Source organism: Streptomyces ovatisporus (assembly GCF_042653885.1).
Classification (GTDB): Bacteria; Actinomycetota; Actinomycetes; order Streptomycetales; family Streptomycetaceae; genus Streptomyces; species Streptomyces ovatisporus.
The window spans coordinates 131,687-149,474 of the sequence record NZ_JBHSFH010000002.1 but is presented as its reverse complement, the minus strand read 5'-3'; the positions used below and the strand labels follow the sequence as shown (position 1 = coordinate 149,474).

Annotated in this window: 11 protein-coding genes; 3 read left to right on the top strand and 8 right to left on the bottom strand. The window is 72.5% G+C overall.

The features are described from left to right. Positions 1-295 precede the first annotated feature (295 nt). From ACFPA8_RS00920 to ACFPA8_RS00895, 6 genes are all read right to left on the bottom strand, one after another. Positions 296-802: a hypothetical protein gene (locus tag ACFPA8_RS00920; RefSeq protein ID WP_386440707.1), complete on the bottom strand. Its 507-nt coding sequence runs from the start codon at positions 800-802 to the stop codon at positions 296-298. 175 nt (positions 803-977) lie between these two features. Next, complete coding sequence (locus ACFPA8_RS00915; RefSeq protein WP_386440704.1) at positions 978-2,132, bottom strand: hypothetical protein; 1,155 nt, start codon at positions 2,130-2,132, stop codon at positions 978-980. 100 nt (positions 2,133-2,232) lie between these two features. After that, entirely contained in the window at positions 2,233-3,090 is an 858-nt protein-coding gene (locus ACFPA8_RS00910; protein ID WP_386440702.1) for a hypothetical protein, read from the bottom strand. A 392-nt stretch (positions 3,091-3,482) separates the two neighbouring features. Beyond that, positions 3,483-4,811 carry a VWA domain-containing protein gene (locus ACFPA8_RS00905; RefSeq protein ID WP_386440700.1) on the bottom strand — a complete coding sequence of 443 codons (1,329 nt, stop codon included), beginning with the start codon at positions 4,809-4,811 and terminating at the stop codon, positions 3,483-3,485. Further along, positions 4,808-7,405 carry a DUF5682 family protein gene (locus ACFPA8_RS00900; RefSeq protein ID WP_386440697.1) on the bottom strand — a complete coding sequence of 866 codons (2,598 nt, stop codon included), beginning with the start codon at positions 7,403-7,405 and terminating at the stop codon, positions 4,808-4,810. Before ACFPA8_RS00900 ends, ACFPA8_RS00905 begins: the two co-directional genes overlap by 4 nt. Then, complete coding sequence (locus tag ACFPA8_RS00895; protein WP_386440694.1) at positions 7,402-8,520, bottom strand: ATP-binding protein; 1,119 nt, start codon at positions 8,518-8,520, stop codon at positions 7,402-7,404. The genes ACFPA8_RS00900 and ACFPA8_RS00895 overlap by 4 nt, the downstream gene beginning before the upstream one ends. Before the next feature lie 133 nt (positions 8,521-8,653). On the opposite strand from ACFPA8_RS00895, the gene ACFPA8_RS00890 reads away from it, so the two are divergent. Further along, positions 8,654-10,114, top strand: a complete 1,461-nt coding sequence (locus ACFPA8_RS00890) for an SWIM zinc finger family protein (RefSeq protein ID WP_386440691.1) — start codon at positions 8,654-8,656, stop codon at positions 10,112-10,114. 73 nt (positions 10,115-10,187) lie between these two features. Then, complete coding sequence (locus tag ACFPA8_RS00885; protein WP_386440688.1) at positions 10,188-11,996, top strand: DUF5691 domain-containing protein; 1,809 nt, start codon at positions 10,188-10,190, stop codon at positions 11,994-11,996. A gap of 41 nt (positions 11,997-12,037) precedes the next feature. On the opposite strand, the gene ACFPA8_RS00880 is transcribed toward ACFPA8_RS00885, so the two are convergent. Next, positions 12,038-12,448 (bottom strand): cobalamin B12-binding domain-containing protein, encoded by a 411-nt coding sequence (locus ACFPA8_RS00880; RefSeq protein ID WP_386440685.1) that lies wholly within the window; start codon positions 12,446-12,448, stop codon positions 12,038-12,040. Positions 12,449-13,121: 673 nt separating this feature from the next. On the opposite strand from ACFPA8_RS00880, the gene ACFPA8_RS00875 reads away from it, so the two are divergent. After that, positions 13,122-14,783, top strand: coding sequence for a M23 family metallopeptidase (locus tag ACFPA8_RS00875; RefSeq protein WP_417801316.1), 1,662 nt, complete (start codon positions 13,122-13,124; stop codon positions 14,781-14,783). Between the two features lie 230 nt (positions 14,784-15,013). Here ACFPA8_RS00875 and pcrA read toward each other — a convergent pair whose 3' ends face one another. Continuing rightward, positions 15,014-17,605, bottom strand: a complete 2,592-nt coding sequence (gene pcrA / locus ACFPA8_RS00870) for a DNA helicase PcrA (protein WP_386440679.1) — start codon at positions 17,603-17,605, stop codon at positions 15,014-15,016. Positions 17,606-17,788 lie beyond the last annotated feature (183 nt).

The window sequence follows — 17,788 nt, the reverse complement described above, 5'->3', positions numbered from 1 at the left end:
GTCACAGAACCAAGGTCCCGGTGGCGCGCGAGGCGTTTCACGCCCACCGCCCGCTCTGCGCGCCGCATGGAGGCGCTGCTGAGCGGGCGGAGGATCTCCAAGAGGCTTCCGGATGCGTACGGGTGGGTCTCACGACGGACGGCCCGTGGAGCAACGCTGTTGCCGCGGTGCCGAGTTGAGGGCCGGGACCACGACGCACGGCCGCGTCGTCCCGCGTCCGCACCGGTTCCGGATCACGGCGCCCGTTCCGGAGGGTACGGGCGGCGCCTCGTAGTGTCCGCCGGGCGGGACGCCCTCAGAGAGCCGGAATCGTGGGCGTGACGGGAAGTGCGGGAAGCGACATGGGCAGGATGCCGATGCTCGGGACTCCCGGCACCAGTTCCGGAATCTCGATCACCAGGTCCTCCGGCAGCCCCGCCGCGGACGGCGCGGTCGCCGCAGCCGCGATGCCGGGCACAGCGCCCAGGTCCTCACGCGCGGCAGCCGAAGACGCCGTGGACACGGCCTGACCGGCCTCTTCCGTGACATGTGCGGCCGCCTTCCCTGCGCCTTCCGTCATGTCCTCGGTCTGCTCGCCGACCCGGTCGACGTCACCGGTGAGAGTGCCGGTACCGACCGCGCCTCCGGTGGCGTCCTTCCCCAGTGAGCGCTCCACGACCTGTGTCAGCTCCGTGATGTCTCCGGAAGTCCCTCTGCCCGAAGGCGGTTCGTCCGCCTGCACGCCGCCGGTGCCGAGCACCCACAGGCCTGCGGCTGCCGCTACGAGGAGGAACCCACGGGAAGCGTTGTTGCTCCTGTGCATTGCTGTCTCGATTCAGTAGTTCCGAAGTGATGAGCGGTGAACGGTGATGAGTGAGCGGTGCGTGCCGCACCCCGGAGAGCCGGACGACGGTCAGGTCGCGGGGTGGCTCAACCCCCTTGCTGAGCCACCCCGTTCCCTGCTCATCCGCCGTCCGGCAACCGGACGCGCGGAGGGATCAGACCGCGGGGACCGCCGGGACGGTCACCGGCAGCTGGGAGGCGGAGGGCAGGCCCGGGATGTTCGCCGCGTCCGTCAGGTCACGGGTGCTGGGGACCACGTAGATCTGGACGGCGGAGGCGGCGTCGGCCACCGTGGTGTCGACGTTGCGGTGCAGACCGGCCGCCGTCGCGTGCGCGTACGGCACGGCGTCTGCGGCGACACCGTGGCCGAAGTCGTCGGCGGCACCGTGGACTTCGTGGACCAGCGTGTGCGTGCGGCCGACGGTGCTCTCGGCGAAGGGGGCACTGGTCGCGGCGGCGTCGTCGACGGTCACGGCGACGTCGGTGGCGACCTGGTCCACGGCCGGCTGGACGTGCACGATGACGCTGCCGACGTGGGGAGGCAGCACGGACACGACACCGGAGCCGTCCACCACGGGCTGAGCGGTGGAGGCGGCCGTACGGACGGTGCCGAGCGCCTGCTGCGCGTGGTCGCCCTTGAGTACGCCGGTCACCGGCTCGGGACGGAAGTTGGCAGCAGCCAGACCGTTGACGAGGTCACCCGTGGCCGGTGCGGACGGCAGAGCGGGAACACCGGGGACGCCCGGGACCGCCGGAAGCGGCGCGGCGGGGAGGGTGTGGGCGGGCAGCTGCGCCACGACGGCGCCCGGCAGGTTGCCGACGGGTCCGGGGAGCGGGGCGGTCACGGGACGGACGCCCTTCTGGGCCTCCTTGATCGCCTTGGTGGCGCGGCCCGACTCGTCGACGGCCTTGTCGGCGGCACCGCGTGCGCTCTCGACCGCGTCGGAGGCGGCGCCGGCCTGCGGCAGCTTGCCCGTCACGCCGTCCACCCGGCCGCCCGTCACGCTGCCGAGGGTGTCGCTCACGGCCTCGGAGACGCCCGCGGTGGGCAGGGTGTTGCCGGGCAGGCCGTTCTCGGGGATGCCGTGGCTCGGCAGCTTGCCGGTGATGCCGTCGGTGGTCTTCTTCACGGTGTCGGTCGCGCCGTCGAGGGTGCTCGTCAGGCCGCCCTTGCCGGCCTCGTCGACGGCGCCGGTGACGGTGTCGGCGGAGACGGGCAGCTCCGCCGCGTTGGCGCCGGTGGTGCCGAGGGCCCAGATGCCCGAGGCGGCGGCAGCGACCATGAGGGAACGCCGGATGTTCTTGTGCATGAGAGAGGTCCTTCGAATTCAGGAGATCTTGCGGCTTGGGCAGACCTGTCCACCCCCGCGTGGCAGGTCGCGGGTACTGCAGACGGGGTGGAGGTCTGCCCTAGCCGGGGAATTCGAGGACTTCGGAAGCGCGGTCGCGGGTCGGTGCGTCCGCCGCCGCACGTACGGCTCCGGGCTGCGGCAGCCCGAAGAGTTCGACGTCGGTCAGGTAACCGGCGAGCTGCTGCGGACCGCCGCGCGAGCCGTTGCCGTCGCTCGCGAACTGCGAGGCGCCGGCGGAGGGAGCGGCCGGGACGTGCTGGAAGGGGATGTGGCCCGGCAGGCCGTCGCCCTCGCGCGAAGTGCCGTCGTCCGCCTCGGCGTGCCGGACGGCACTGTGCGAGGAGGCCGCGGCGGGCCCGTCCGAACCGCGCTGAACGAGATACCGGCCGGCCGCGGGCGACGCACTGTCGGCGCCGTCGGCGGACGGACCGTCGTCACCCCGGCCCGGCTCGTCTCCGCTGTCGCTCTCCGGGGCGCTGCCGCCCCGGCCGTCGCCGAGCTGGAGACCGAGCCGCTCGGTGATGCCGCTCAGACCCGCTGCGTCACTGACACCCTCGACGGTCTCACCGACGGGACGGGTGATCTCTTCCGCGCCTCCGGCCCCCTCGGCCACCGGGCCGATGACCCGGGACGCCGCCTCGCCGGCGGCCTGTTCCGCCGCCTGGTGCTGCTCGGCCAGCTCGTCCTGGGAGGAGGAGCCGGCCCCGGGGGACTTCTCGGGCTTCAGCAGACCGGCGGCGCTGCCGTCGGTCTTGCCCTTCGGGCCGTCCAGTCCGGTGGCGGCTTGAGCGCTGCCACCGAAGAGGAAGGCGAGGGCCAGGAAACCGCCGAGGAAGAGCAACGTCAGCACGGCCCGCCGGGCGGCGGCCGAGCGCGGCGGGCGCACGGCAGCAGACACGGCGGAGACAGCTGACAAGGCAGAGACCTTCCCGGAGAAGCACGGAGAACGCCGGACGCGAGCGGCTCAGGAGGCCTGACGGCGTCCTGGCCCGGTGGTCCGGACAACGGAGATCTTTGCACGGCGCCGGGCCCCCACCGCAACTGCCGTCACAAAGTGTTCACTTCTCCTTCCGCTCTCTCGCGGGAACGCCCCGGGCCTCACGTTCTTCATCCCCTACGGTGCGTCAACTCCTGGGAAAGGGAACGGAGTTGGCGCGACGCACCCGTCGGGTGGTGCCGTGGCCTGTCGGCCGCGGGCCGTCCGGTCCGCTCGGCGCCGCCCGGACTTCCAGTGCAGGAGGCCCACGTCGTCGTGAGCGCCCGTCCGCCCCACGCCGTGCCGCCCGAGCGCCGTGCCGGTGCCGCCCGTCACGTCGGGGGCGGCACCGGCAGGGGCCGCTTCTCGATCGCCGCAGCCATCACGTCCGGGAAGTGGTCGGGCGTACAGGCGAAGGCCGGAGCTCCCAGCTCTGCCAGCGCGGTCGCGTGGCCGCGGTCGTAGGCGGGTGCGCCCTCGTCGGAGAGCGCGAGCAGGCTGACGAACTGCACGCCGGCGCCCTTCATCTGGGCCACCCGCTTCAGCATCTCGTCGCGTATCCCGCCTTCGTACAGGTCGCTGATGAGCACGACGATCGTCTCGGCCGGGCGTGTGATCTGCGTCTGGCAGTACGCCAGGGCCCGGTTGATGTCGGTACCGCCGCCCAGTTGGGTACCGAACAGGACGTCGACCGGGTCGTCCAGATCGTCCGTGAGGTCGACGACGTTGGTGTCGAAGACCACCAGCCGCGTCCGCAGCGACCGCATCGAGGCGAGCACCGCGCCGAAGACGGAGGCGTAGACGACGGACGCCGCCATCGAGCCCGACTGGTCGATGCAGAGAATGACGTCCTTCTTCACCGCCTGCGAGGCACGGCCGAACCCGATGAGACGCTCGGGGACGACCGTCCGGTACTCCGGCAGGTAGTTCTTGAGGTTGGCGCGGACGGTGCGGTTCCAGTCGATGTCCCGATGGCGCGGCCGTGTGACCTTCGCCGAACGGTCGAGCGCACCGGTGAGGGTGGACCGGGTGCGTGCGGCGAGTCTCTTCTCCAGCTCTGCGACCACCTTGCGGACCACGGCGCGTGCCGTCTCCTTGCTCGTCTCCGGCATGGCCCGGTTCAGGGAGAGCAGCGTGCCGACGAGATGGACGTCCGCCTCGACCGCCTCCAGCATCTCCGGTTCGAGCAGCATGGCCGAGAGGCCGAGCCGTTCGATGGCGTCACGCTGCATGACCTGGACGACGGAGGTGGGGAAGTACGTCCTGATGTCCCCCAGCCAGCGCGCCACTTGCGGCGCCGAACCGCCGAGCCCGCCGGAACGCTCCCCGCGACGCCGGCCACGGCTGCCCGAGGCGCCGTACAGCGCCTGGAGCGTACGGTCCATGGCCGAGTCCGTGCCGTCGAGGGTGCAGCCGGTTCCGTCGGACCCGCCCGCGTCGCCCAGGACGAGGCGCCAGCGGCGCAGCCTCTCCTCCGCGGTGGAATCACGCCCGTCGTGCCCGTCGTGCCCGTCACGCTGGTCGCGCTGGTCGCGCTGGCCGGTCTCGTCGTGCTCTCCGCGTTCTCCGTCCGGGGAGAGTCCGGCTCTGTCTCCGGCTCTGTCTCTTTCTGGGGGTCCGGCTGTGCCGGTCTGCTCCCGGTGCTCTCGGGTACGGCTCATACGGCCGCCTCCTCACGGTCGATGTGCGGCTCGCGGTCCGCCGGTGCGTCATCGGTCCCGGGTGCCCCCGTACCGCCCGTCCCCTGCCGGGAGAGGGCGTCCGGCAGCAGCAGCCGCAGCGTCGGCAGCACGGCGTCCGCGCGGGCCGCGTCCAGGCCCGGCCCGAAACCGGGCGATGCCGCGGCGGCTCCGGGACCGGATTCCTCACCCGTGCCTGTTCCCGGACCGGCCGCGTCCGGCAGGGTGTTGCGGCGGACGAGTTCGCCGACCGTCCGCCGTACGCCCGGCTCGTAGTCGGCGAACGTCCTGCGCAGCAGCGGCAGTACGTCCGTGAACGCTTCACCCGGCACCTGGGACAGCCAGCGGTCGACGAGCGCGAGCAGCCGCTCGTCGTGCACGAGCAGCATGCCCCCGCCCGCGAGGAACCCCTCGATCCAGGCGGCCGCTTCGGCCGGCGCGGTGCCCGGCGAGAGCACCAGGCCCATCAGCCTTGCCGCCTCCTCCTCCGTCAGCCGGCCGTCGTCCAGCAGCAACCGGGCGCAGCGGCCGCGGATCAGACCCGGTATCCGGTCGCGGACGGCGAGCCGGTGAAGTACGGCGCGCCAGCGAGAATGCACCCCCGTCGCACTCTCGCCGCGCGCCTGCCCGAGGAGAGCCATCGACTGGTGCACACCGTCGATATGGCTCCGCATCTGCGACGCGCCGTCCGCGTCCAGCCCTGCGCATGCGGGCGGAAGTCCCACGCATACGCGTTCCGCCAGTCCTTCGGCGACCTCGGCGAGCGCCGCCGAGTCGGTGCCGCGGACGTCGCCGTACCGCACTGAACGCACCAACGCCGGGAGCGCCTGCGCGAGATGGCCCACGTCGGCGTCCAGCGCGGCGCGGTCGGCGAGGACGCGCATGACCACCGGCAGCGCGTCCGGCAGTTCCGCGAGGAGACAGCGCTCGGCGAGCGCGGTGACGTCGGCGAGAGCGGCGGCCTCGGCGGCCTGGGAGACGGCCTTCGCCGTCGCCGCACCCACGACTGTCGTACCCCACACGCCGGCTTCGGCGATCTGCACCGACAACTCCGGTTCCCAGCGCAGCCGCCAGCTTTCGCGGAACGTGCCGGTACTGCCCGTACGGGACGCGGCGGGCACGCCCCAGTCGATGCCGAGGAGACGCAGTCCGTGCAGCAGGCGACTGCGCGCCGCGTCGGTCTCCTTGCGCAGGTCGAGCTCCAACTCCCGCTCTGCGGCCTCCGGTTTGAGCCGCAAGGTGCGCTGCAGGCGTGCGAGGTCCCGCTGGAGCGGCACGGCGGGCGCACCTTCCGGCACCTCTCCCAGGACGTCGCCGATGACCAGGCGGTCCTGGACGAGGGCGAGCGGCACCTCCGATCCCTCGCACATCACCGCCCGTACGGCGTCGAGAGTCTCGCCCAGTCCTGCCAGGGGCCTGCCGCGCATGGCGGCCAGCGACTCCGCGAGGCGGACGGCCTCGATGACGTGGGCCGAGGAGACGCCGTAGTCCTCCTCGCGCAGCAGCCACGCCACCTTCGTCATCCACCGCGCGACGGGACGGTCCGGGGCGGAGAAGAGATGGCCGTACCAGCCCGGGGAGGCGATGCCCGCGCCGTATCCGCTGCGGCGGGCCAGGCGGCGGTGCGTCCAGGGCACCCAGGTGATCTCGGTCTTCACCTTGGGCAGCCCCTTCAGCAGCTGCCTGTCGGCGGCGACCTTCGTCTTCGCGGCGAGCGCGGGGACGTGCCAGGCCCCGCAGACGACGGCGACCGCGCCGGCTCCGAACTCCCGGCATGCCTCCCTCAGTCGCAGCCGCATATGCGCCTCGCGCAGCCGGTCCCGCCAGGTCTCCCCGCTCGCGCCGTCGCCCCCCTCGTCGCTGCCTCCGCCACCGCTGACGCGGGGCTCGCGCAGGGCGGCCATGGCTTCACCGAGGACCGCGAACGGCACTTCCGGACCGTCCGCGGAGGCACCGCCCTCGCGGTGCTCCACGACGTCCTCCCACCAGCGCTCCGCGTCGTCGTACCCCGCTGTCTCGGCGAGCACCGCGAGCGGATCGACACGCAGCGCTTCCCCGGATTCGGGCCCACGCTTCTCGTGCGGCGCAGCATCCGGTGCCGCTTCCGCCGGGACGTCGGTGCCGCTGTCCGGGCCGTTGCCCGGACGGGGGTCGCTGTCCGTGTGGCCGTGCCCGCCGCCGTCCGCGTCCTCGCCGAGCGCCAGCGAATGAGCTGCCGGGAGATCCATGAAGCGCACCGGCACTCCGCGGCCCAGCGCCCAGCGGATCGCCACCCACTCGGGCGAGAACTCGGCCAGCGGCCAGAACCCGGCCCGCCCCGGGTCGTCCAGCACATGCGCGAGGAGGGCGACCGGGGGCCGCATCGCCTCGTCCGCCGCGAGCGCGACGATGCCGTCCGCCTCCGGCGGCCCCTCGACGAGCAGCACCGCGGGCTGCCGCGCCTCCAGCGCCGCCCGCACCGCACGCGCCGATCCCGGCCCGTGGTGCCGGACGCCCAGCAGCAGCGGCCCGGCGCCGCCCTGCCCTGGAACTCCCGTTCCCGCGGCCGTACTTGTACGTCCGTCGGCTGCCGTCACGCGGAGACCTCTCGGCACGCCCGGTAGAAGTCCTTCCAGCCGTCGCGCTCGCGCACCACCGCTTCGAGGTACTCCTGCCAGACGACTCCGTCGGCGGCCGGGTCGCGCACGACCGCGCCCAGCACGCCCGCCGCCACGTCGCCCGCGCGGAGGACCCCGTCCCCGAAGTGGGCGGCGAGCGCCATCCCGCCCGTGACGACGGAGATGGCCTCCGCCGTGGAGAGCGTCCCGGAAGGGGACTTGAGCTTCGTACGGCCGTCCGCGGTCACCCCGTCGCGCAGTTCCCGGAAGACCGTCACCACCCGGCGTATCTCCGCTGCGCCTTCGGGGGCCGGAGGGAGATCGAGGGAGCGGCCGATCTGGTCGACGCGGCGCGCGACGATGTCGACCTCTGCCTCGGCGGTCTCCGGCAGCGGCAGCACCACCGTGTTGAAGCGGCGGCGGAGCGCGCTGGACAGCTCGTTGACGCCGCGGTCGCGGTCGTTGGCCGTCGCGATCAGGTTGAAGCCGCGGACCGCCTGGACCTCCTCGCCCAGCTCCGGTATCGGCAGCGTCTTCTCGGAGAGGATCGTGATGAGACTGTCCTGCACGTCGGCCGGGATGCGGGTCAGCTCCTCGACCCGCGCCGTCATGCCCTCCGACATCGCCCGCATCAGCGGGCTGGGGACCAGCGCCTCGCGGCTGGGGCCGTTGGCCAGCAGTTGGGCGTAGTTCCAGCCGTAGCGCACCGCCTCCTCCGCGGTTCCCGCGGTGCCCTGCACCAGCAGGGTGGAGTCGCCGCTGACGGCTGCCGCGAGATGTTCCGACACCCATGTCTTCGCCGTGCCCGGGACGCCCAGGAGCAGCAGCGCACGGTCCGTCGCCAGCGTGCTGACGGCGACCTCGACGATGCGGCGCGGCCCCACGTACTTCGGCGTGACGACCGTGCCCCCGGGCAGTTCACCGCCGAGGAGATACAGCGAGACCGCCCAGGGCGAGAGCCGCCAGCGCTCGGGGCGCGGCCGGTCGTCCGCCGCCGCAAGGGCCCGGAGCTCTTCCGCGAACGCCTCCTCGGCATGCGGTCGCAGTGCCTGCTTTCCGGCACGGGTCTCGGTCACAAGTCCCCCTTCGCACATGGCGGGTCGATGTGCGTCACAGCCTGCACCCGACCACTGACAATCCCGCCCGCCACCCTCTTGACCTGCGCAGACAGCAAGGATGTGAGGCGCCGCCACGGGATTGTCAGTGGCAGCTCCTACGGTTTCCGCCATGACTGAGGTGGGGGCCCGCTGGACGGCGGAACAGGTGATGACGCTGGCTCCCGACGCGGCGTCGGGCAGGGCAGGCAGCAAGCTCGCCGGACCTGACAGATGGCCGGAGTCGGGCTCGGGGGAAGGCGCCGTATGGGGCCTGTGCAGGGGCAGCGGCAGCAAGCCGTACCAGACGGTCGTGGATCTCGGCGGCGACGGCGAACCGGGCTTCAAGTGCAGTTGCCCGAGCCGGAAGTTCCCCTGCAAGCACGCGCTGGGGCTGCTGCTCCTGTGGACGGGGAACCAGGCCGGAGCGGACGGGCAGGCCCCGCCCGAGTGGGCGGGCAAGTGGCTCGAAGGGCGGCGTGAACGAGCCGCGCGCAAGGCCGCGGGCAGCCATGGCAGGTCGCGGAACGGCGACGGCGCTGCCGCGGACGGAAGCGCGGGTGCCGACACGGCCGGAGTGGGACGCCCGGCCGATCCGGAGGCGGCCCGGCGCCGTGCCGAGCGCCGCATCGGCCGGATCGCCGCCGGCGCCGCGGAGTTGGAGGAGCGCCTCGCGGATCTGCTGCGCGGCGGTCTCGCGGAGGCGGACCGGCACGGCCGCACGGCGTGGGAGGAGACGGCGGCCCGGATGGTGGACGCCCAGGCGCCCGGCCTGGCCGCACGCATACGGGACTTGGGCGCACTCCCCGCGTCCGCCGCGGGTGGCCGCACCGAGGGTCCCGGCGGGGGCTGGCCCGGACGGCTGCTCTCCGAGTGCGCGCTGCTCCACCTTCTGAACAGGGGCTTCCTCGCGCTGGAGAGCCTTCCGGAACCACTCGCGGCGACGGTGCGGACGCGGGTGGGCCTCACCGTCGACTCCTCCGAACTGCTGGCCGACGAGACGGCTCGTGCCCGGGACGAGTGGCTGGTGCTCGCGCAGCGGGACACGGACGAAGGACGGCTGACGGCCCGCCGTACATGGCTGTACGGCCGTGCGACGGAGCGTCCGGCTCTGCTGCTCTCCTTCGCCCCTTCGGGCCGGCGCCACGAAGTCTCGCTGCCCGTCGGCTCGTCGGTCGACGCGGAGCTGGCCTACCACCCGGGCGCCCGCCCGCTGCGCGCGGCTCTCGGCGAGCGGTACGGCAGCGCGTCCCCGGGATGCGCGCCCCCGGGCGGCACGGTGACGGACGCCCTGGCCGGCTACGGCGCGGCGTTGTGCGACGACCCGTGGCTGGAGGCGTGGCCGTCGGTGCTGACGGACGTGGTCCCGATAGCGGAGAAGGACGGCTCGATCGTCCAACTGGCCGACGCCGCAGGGGATTTCGCACTCCCTGTGGCTCCCGGCACCTCCCCGGGGGCGCTGTGGAGGCTGATGGCGGTCTCGGGCGGTCACCCGGTCACGGTCTTCGGGGAGTGCGGTCACCGGGGCTTCGCTCCGTACACCGTCTGGAACAGCGAGGACGGCGGAACCGCCGTCGAGGCGGTGCAACTGTGACGCGCCCCCGGCACAGGAGAGCTTCCGCACGGCCGCGCCCGGCTCCGACGAACACCCCGGCGAAGGGGAGAGCATGACCACCACGACGCAGACCACGCAGCGCGCAGCACGAGCAGTGCGGACGGCACAGGCCCCGCAGACACCGGAGACGGCTGAGACGGCTGAGACGCCGCAGCCCGGAGCCCCTCCGCCCACCCCGGCGGGCCGACGGTCCGGGGCGCTGCCAGGCACGTCCGCGGCAGCTCCGAAGTGCCCCTCCGAGCAGGGCCCTGCCTGGGGTGAACTCGTCACCGCCGCGCTCCTCGGCACGGAACGCCGCACTCCGCCCGGGGGCGGAGGGGCCACGGCCCTGCTGGACGCCGCCGCCGTCGAGACCGTCCGGCGGCGGGCCGGCCTTCAGCCCGCACGCGCAGGTGCCCGCCGCCCGCCCGCGCCACTCGACGCACGGCCGCCTCTCCCCGCCGCCGCGGCGCGACGGCTCGCCACGCTGCTCGCCGCCCGCCCCGAGGGCAACGGTTCCGGCGGCGCCCGTCGCCGTGGGCCGGCTCCCGACCTGGCCGAACTCCTCCCCCAATGGCTGGCCGCCGCCTGCGGTACGGGGTGCCGCGCCCCGGCCGCGCAGCTCCCGGCCCTGCTCGACGCGGCACGCTCCCGCACGGATCTGCGTGCCAGGACGCTGGAGTTCGCCGGGCCCCGCGCCCTCTGGCTGGCCGAGAGCAACCCGGACTGGAAGTTCGCGCTGCGCCACGCCGTGCGGGCCGGTACGGAGGGGGCCGAGGCGGGCGGGGAGGCGGTGGCCGGCCGGGAGGCCGAGGCCGAGGCCGCGCAACAGCTCTGGGAGGAGGGGCTGTTCGCCGAACGCGTCGCGCTGCTCGCCTCGCTGCGCCGCCGTGACCCGGCGTCCGGGCTGGCCCTGCTGACGTCCACGTGGTCGCAGGAGCGCGCCGAGGACAGGTTGATGTTCCTCGACTCCCTGCGCGAGAGCCTGTGCCCGTCGGACGAGGCGTTCCTGGAGCAGGCACTCGGCGATCGCAGCCGCACAGTGCGGGCCACAGCGGCGGAGCTGCTCAGCGGCCTGCCCGACTCGGCCCTGGCTGCCCGCATGGCGGCACGCGCACGTACGTGCGTGACGCTCGACCCGCTGTCCGGCTCGCCCCGCACCGTGGTGGAGGCACCGCACGAGTGCGACGCGGACATGCAGCGGGACGGAGTCGTGCCGAAGCCGCCTTCCGGGCGGGGGGAGCGTGCCTGGTGGCTCGGCCAGCTCGTCGAGTCCGCACCGCTGTCGACGTGGCACGCGCAGTTCGGCGGACGTTCCGCGGCTGAGATCGTCGCGCTGCCCGTCGCCGACGGCTGGAAGCAGGACCTGCACTCCGCCTGGTGCCGCGCGGCTGTGCGTCAGCGGAACGTGGAGTGGGCCAGGGCCCTCACCGGCTCACCGGGCGCCCGGCTCGCGGAGGGCCGCAGCGATCCGGCCGGGCTCCTCCTGGTCCTCCCCGAGGCCGAACGGGCGGAGTGGGCGGCCCGTTTCATCGAGGCCCACGGGCTCGCGGAGGCGTTCCGTGTGCTGGAGGTCTGTGCGGTGCCGTGGACGGAGCCGCTGGGACGTGCAGTCGTCGACGCGCTGGAGATCGCCCGCGACCAGGGCACCTACCCGTGGCGGTTCAGCGGCGCGATGGGGCTGGCGGAGCGCTGTCTTCCCCCGGCCGACGCGGTACGGCTGGAGCCGCTGGCGGCGGTTCCGGACGAGCCGGAAGGCGGTTCACCGGGGGCGGGCGCCTACTGGGCGGAGGCGTTCATGCGGCTGGTCGCGACGCTGCGGTTGCGTGCGGAGATGCTGGCGGAGCTCCGGGGAGAGGTTGCGGCCGGGCAGGGTGAGTGACGTGTCGTCCGGTGGGCGCGGGAAGCGCCCGCCGCGGCGCGTCAGGCAGCGAGACGTCCGACGTTCCCCTCGATCCATTCGACGACCTCACGCGTCGTGGCGCCGGGGGTGAAGATCTCCGCGACGCCGTTCTCCTTCAGCGGCGCGATGTCGTCCTCGGGGATGATGCCGCCGCCGAAGACCTTGATGTCCTCGGCTTCCCGGTCGCGCAGCAGCTCCAGCACCTTGGCGAAGAGGGTGTTGTGCGCTCCGGAGAGGATCGAGAGGCCGATCGCGTCCGCGTCCTCCTGGATCGCGGTGTCCACGATCTGTTCGGGAGTCTGGTGCAGCCCCGTGTAGACGACCTCCATGCCCGCGTCGCGCAGCGCACGCGCGATGACCTTGGCCCCGCGGTCGTGCCCGTCGAGACCAGGCTTGGCGATCACGACACGGATCGGACCTGATACACCCATCACTGCCTCCATCTCGACGGCCTTCCGGCCCTCCGGCACTTCCGCCGCTGCTTCCGCCGACGCTCCTCCGCTTGTGCGAGTGCACCCGCGGCATCGCCGAAGGGCGAGCGTCCCGGTCTGCCGGAGTGAACGAACGTTATCTCCAGCATCTCTCACGGGACTGCTTCCGGAGGGCAAGCGAGGGAGAAATCACACAAGGGCACCGCACCGCCTCAGCGAGTGCACGCCGGGCCGCCCCCGGCCGCGACCCCACGAGGGACACCCCCCACATTCGGCCACCTTGCTTTCGCATCGGGATTCGCGCGGGCTCGCCCTACGGGGGCGAGCCGCTCCAACCGGGCCCCCCTTCCGGCGGTTTGGGATACAGAACTCCCGTTGCTCCCCGCATCACAGGCTCTTGACGCATCCGCCCGCATACGGCCCCAGTTGGAGCCCGCCACGAGCACCCCGATCCGGTGCGGCGAGGACGCCCGGCCGTCTTACCGACGGTACGGAGCTACTCGAACACGCCTCGAACGCAAAACCAAATACCCGTCCGTAGAACGGCGAAAGGCGGCCGAATGCCCGTTTCTCCCGGCCCCGAAACCTGTTGAAGATTGTCGAGCTCGCATACCGCCGGGTACAGTCACCGAGCTGTTCCGCCCTTGTTGTCGAGGCGAAAGTGAAGTTGGTGGTGAACGACCGTCACCCGTCGGGAAGCTCCCTCCCGGCTGATATCTCCTCCGACTTCTCGTACGGGGCCCACGACGGCCTCTACGGGCAGGCGGCCTTCGACATCCACGCGCAGCACGGCACTTCGCAGGGCCACCCCGGCGCGTACGACGGTTACAGCACGGGCGCCTACGACAACTCGGCAGCCTCCTACGGCGACGGCGACCCGCTCTTCGGCGCCATGCCGGGCGCCGACACGGGCGCAGACAACGGCAGTTACGCGACAGGCTCCTACGACGCCTACGCGGGCCAGGACACCGGCGCAGGCGCCTACGACGGCGGCACGTACGACAACGGCACCACATGGGCCGAGTACGGATACACCTCCGGCCAGTGGGACGCCACGCAGTGGAACGCCGGCACCGGTCAGTGGGACGCGAACCAGTGGGATGGCCAGTGGAACCCCCCTGCCGAGGGCGGCAGTTGGGAGGCGGGCCAGCCGGAGGCGCAGGTCGGCGACCAAGGCGGCCAGTTCGCCGGCGCGACCTACGACGGCTACTCGTACGGGTACGACGGCACGGTCCAGGGCCTCGAGCACCAGGACCACCACGATGCCTACGACGGTCTCGATCCCGAGGCCGCCGCGGCCTTCGGCACCTACGAACAGCACCCGTCCCAGGGCGAGTTCTTCGCAGCCGACGGAGAGCCGGACGCCACGGCGGCCTTCCCCGCCTTCGACAGCTTCCACGGCGTCGACGCGGAGCCGGACACTCCCGGCGGCCAGTCGTACGACGACGGCCTCGACACCGGATACGGCCACAACGGTCACGGTCACTACGGCCACGAACCCGACGGTCACGAACACGGTCACGGACACCCCGGCGCGGGCGAGGACTTCGCACCCGAGACGCCCGCCGGGCCCGACGCCGTCACGATCGGCGCCCCACCCCACCTCCGGAGCCGGCGTCGCGCTCCGAGACCCCGGCGTTCCGCGATGCTCACCGTCGCAGTGCCCTCCGTCGCCGTGATGGGCGTGGCCGGGATCGCCGCGGCCTCCGTCGCGGGCAACAGCCCGGACGACACGACGACCACGCAGGCCTCGGCACCCGACTCCGCCGTCCAGCCCGCCAACAGCAAGCTCGACACCCAGCTGGCCGGACTCTCCGCCGACGCCGACGACTTCGCAGACCGCGCCAGCCGCACCCAGGAGCGCATCGACCTCAAGGAGCGGCAGGAGGCCGAGCGGGAGCGCAAGGCCAGGGAGGCCGCGCGCAAGGAGGCGCTGCGCCCGAAGTTCGCCCTTCCCGTCAAGGAACACGGCCTGAGCGCGCAGTACGGGCAGGCGGGCCTCAACTGGATGTCCGTCCACACGGGCATCGACTTCCCCGTCAGCGAAGGCACCCCGGTGATGGCCGCGACCGACGGCACCGTCACCACCAAGTACGACGTGTCCTTCGGCAACATGGCCGTCGTGACCGCCCCCGACGGCACCGAGACGTGGTACTGCCACCTCAGCAGCACCAAGATCCGCTCCGGCGAGGTGAAGGCCGGCGACACCATCGGGTATTCGGGCAGCTCCGGCAACTCCACAGGACCGCACCTGCACTTCGAGGTGCACCCGGGCGGCGGCGAAGCGATAGACCCGCTTCCCTGGCTGCGGTCCAAGGGCCTCGACCCGAGCTGATCCGGACCGAACCCACCGAACGGGCCTCCGCATGACGCGGAACCCACCGAACGGGCCTCCGCATGACGCGGAACCCACCGAACGGGCCTCCGCATGACGCGGAACCCACCGAGCCTGTCCTCCGCATGGCGCGGGCCGATCGGCCGGTGCACCGACTGCACCGGCACGCCTGAGGCGCGTACGTCCCTCCGCTCGCGCTGCCCTCCGCCGCCCCGGCCGTCCCCCGCCCGCTACAGCTTCTGCACCGGCGCGTACCGCAGCAGCAGCCGCTTCGGCTTCTCACCGCCGAAGTCGATCGTCGCCTCGGAGTTGTCGCCGCTGCCCTTGACCGCCACGACCCTGCCCAGCCCGAAGCTGTCGTGCGTCACACGGTCCCCGACCGACAGGCTGACGACCGGACGGTCCGACGTACGCCGCGTGGCGAAGCCGCTCGGCCCGCCTCGTCGCGCCGCCCCCGCGGCCGTCGACGACAGCGACGAGCCGGCCCCGAACCCGGAACCGATCCCGCCGCCACGGCTCGCACCCGATCCGGCGGAGGCACCCGTGCGCTTCCAGTCCAGGTACTGGTCGGGGATCTCCTCGAGGAAGCGGGAGGGCGGGTTGTACGACGGCTGGCCCCACGCGCTGCGCAGCACAGAACGCGTCAGGTAGAGGCGCCGGCGGGCACGCGTGATGCCCACGTACGCGAGTCGCCGCTCCTCCTCCAGCTCCTTCGTCTGTCCCAGCGCCCGCATGTGCGGGAAGACGCCGTCCTCCATGCCCGTGAGGAAGACCACGGGGAACTCGAGCCCCTTGGCGGTGTGCAGCGTCATCAGCGTGATGACGCCGTTCTCCTCTCCGTCCTCCTCGTCCGGGATCTGGTCGGAGTCGGCCACGAGGGCGACCTGCTCCAGGAAGTCGGCGAGCGTGCCGGGCTCGTCCTCACCGCGCTCCTGCTCGAACTCGAGGGCGACGGCGGCCAGTTCCTGGAGGTTCTCGATGCGGGTCTCGTCCTGCGGGTCGTTGGACGCCTGGAGTTCGGCCAGGTAACCGGTCTGTTCCAGCACCGCCTCGAGGACGGTCGCGGGCCCCGCCCCCGACTCGACGATCGTGCGCAGCTCCTCCATCAGCACGTTGAACCTGCGCACGGCGTTCGCGGAGCGCGCGGCCATTCCGTACGCCTCGTCGACGCGTACCAGCGCCTGGGGGAAGGTGATCTTCTCGCGCAGGGCGAGTGCCTCGATCATCGCTTCGGCACGGTCGCCGATGCCGCGCTTGGGCACGTTGAGGATCCGGCGCAGCGGCACCGCGTCCTCGGGGTTGGCCAGCACCCGCAGATACGCCAGTACGTCGCGGACCTCGCGGCGTTCGTAGAAGCGCACCCCGCCGACGACCTTGTAGGGGAGGCCGACGCGGATGAAGACCTCCTCGAAGACACGGGACTGTGCGTTGGTGCGGTAGAAGACCGCGACGTCCCCCGCTTTCGCCTCGCCGGCGTCGGTGAGGCGGTCGATCTCGTCGGCGACGAACTGCGCCTCGTCGTGCTCCGTGTCGGAGACGTAGCCGGTGATGCGGTCGCCGGCACCGGAATCGGTCCACAGGTTCTTCGGGCGGCGGTTCTCGTTCCGTTCGATGACGGCGTTGGCGGCGCTGAGGATCGTCTGCGTGGACCGGTAGTTCTGCTCCAGCAGGATCGTCGTCGCGTCCGGGTAGTCCTCCTCGAACTGGAGGATGTTGCGGATCGTCGCCCCGCGGAAGGCGTAGATGGACTGGTCCGCATCGCCGACGACGCACAGTTCGGCGCGCTCGGGGGCCGGGCCTTCGGCCTCCTGCCCGTCCTCCCCGCCACTCGGGACGCCCTCGGGCCCGCCCGGGCCGACGAGTTCGCGCACCAGCGTGTACTGCGCGTGGTTCGTGTCCTGGTACTCGTCCACCAGCACATGGCGGAAGCGGCGCCGGTAGTGGTCGGCGACGTCGGGGAACGCCTGGAGCAGGTGGACCGTGGTCATGATGATGTCGTCGAAGTCCAGGGCGTTGGCCTCACGCAGCCGCGCCTGGTACATGGTGTACGCCTCGGCGAGCGTCTTCTCGTACGCTCCCTCGGCCTGTGCCGCGAAGTCCTCCTCGTCGATGAGCTCGTTCTTGAGGTTGGAGATCTTGGCGCTGAAGGCCTTCGGCGGATACCGCTTCGGATCGAGGTCCAGGTCCCGGCAGACGAGCGCCATCAGCCGCTTCGAGTCGGCCGCGTCGTAGATCGAGAACGACGAGGTGAAGCCGAGCTTCTTGCTCTCCCGGCGCAGGATGCGTACGCACGCGCTGTGGAAGGTCGAGACCCACATCGACTGGGCCCTGGGACCGACGAGCTCCTCGACGCGCTCCTTCATCTCGCCCGCGGCCTTGTTGGTGAAGGTGATGGCGAGGATCTGCCCGGGGTGGACGCCGCGGGCGGCAAGGAGATACGCGATGCGATGAGTCAGCACGCGGGTCTTGCCCGAGCCCGCTCCGGCGACGATCAGCAGCGGCGAGCCGGTGTGCACCACGGCATCACGCTGCGACGCGTTCATCTCCTCCAGCAGCGCCGCGGCGTCCACGACCGTACGCCGGGAGCCGCCCCGGTGATACGGTCCGCCGCCCGCCCCGTGGCCGCCGCGGCCCTCGAAGGTGCCGGCGAAGAGATGGTGCGGGACCTCGCCCCCGTCGTGGTGCTCGCCCCCGTCGTGGTGCTCCCCGCCGTCGTCGGGGGGTGGCGGCAGGGGCTCCTCGCCCTGCCCGGGAGGGGGCCCGTCCTGTGCGCGCACCGGGGCGAGGCTGTTCAGGAAGCTGTCGTCGAAGAGGCTGCTCATCGTCGGACGAGTCTAGGCCGTCCCACCGACAGGGCAGCCGGGGTCCGCACGGTCCGCGGCACGGTGTCAGCTGCGCGGCGGACGACCGCGCTGCGAACCCGTCCCGACACCCCGTCGGATAACGAACCGATATCGGACGTATCACCTTCGGCCTTCACAGCGGACCCACAACTCCGCTACCGT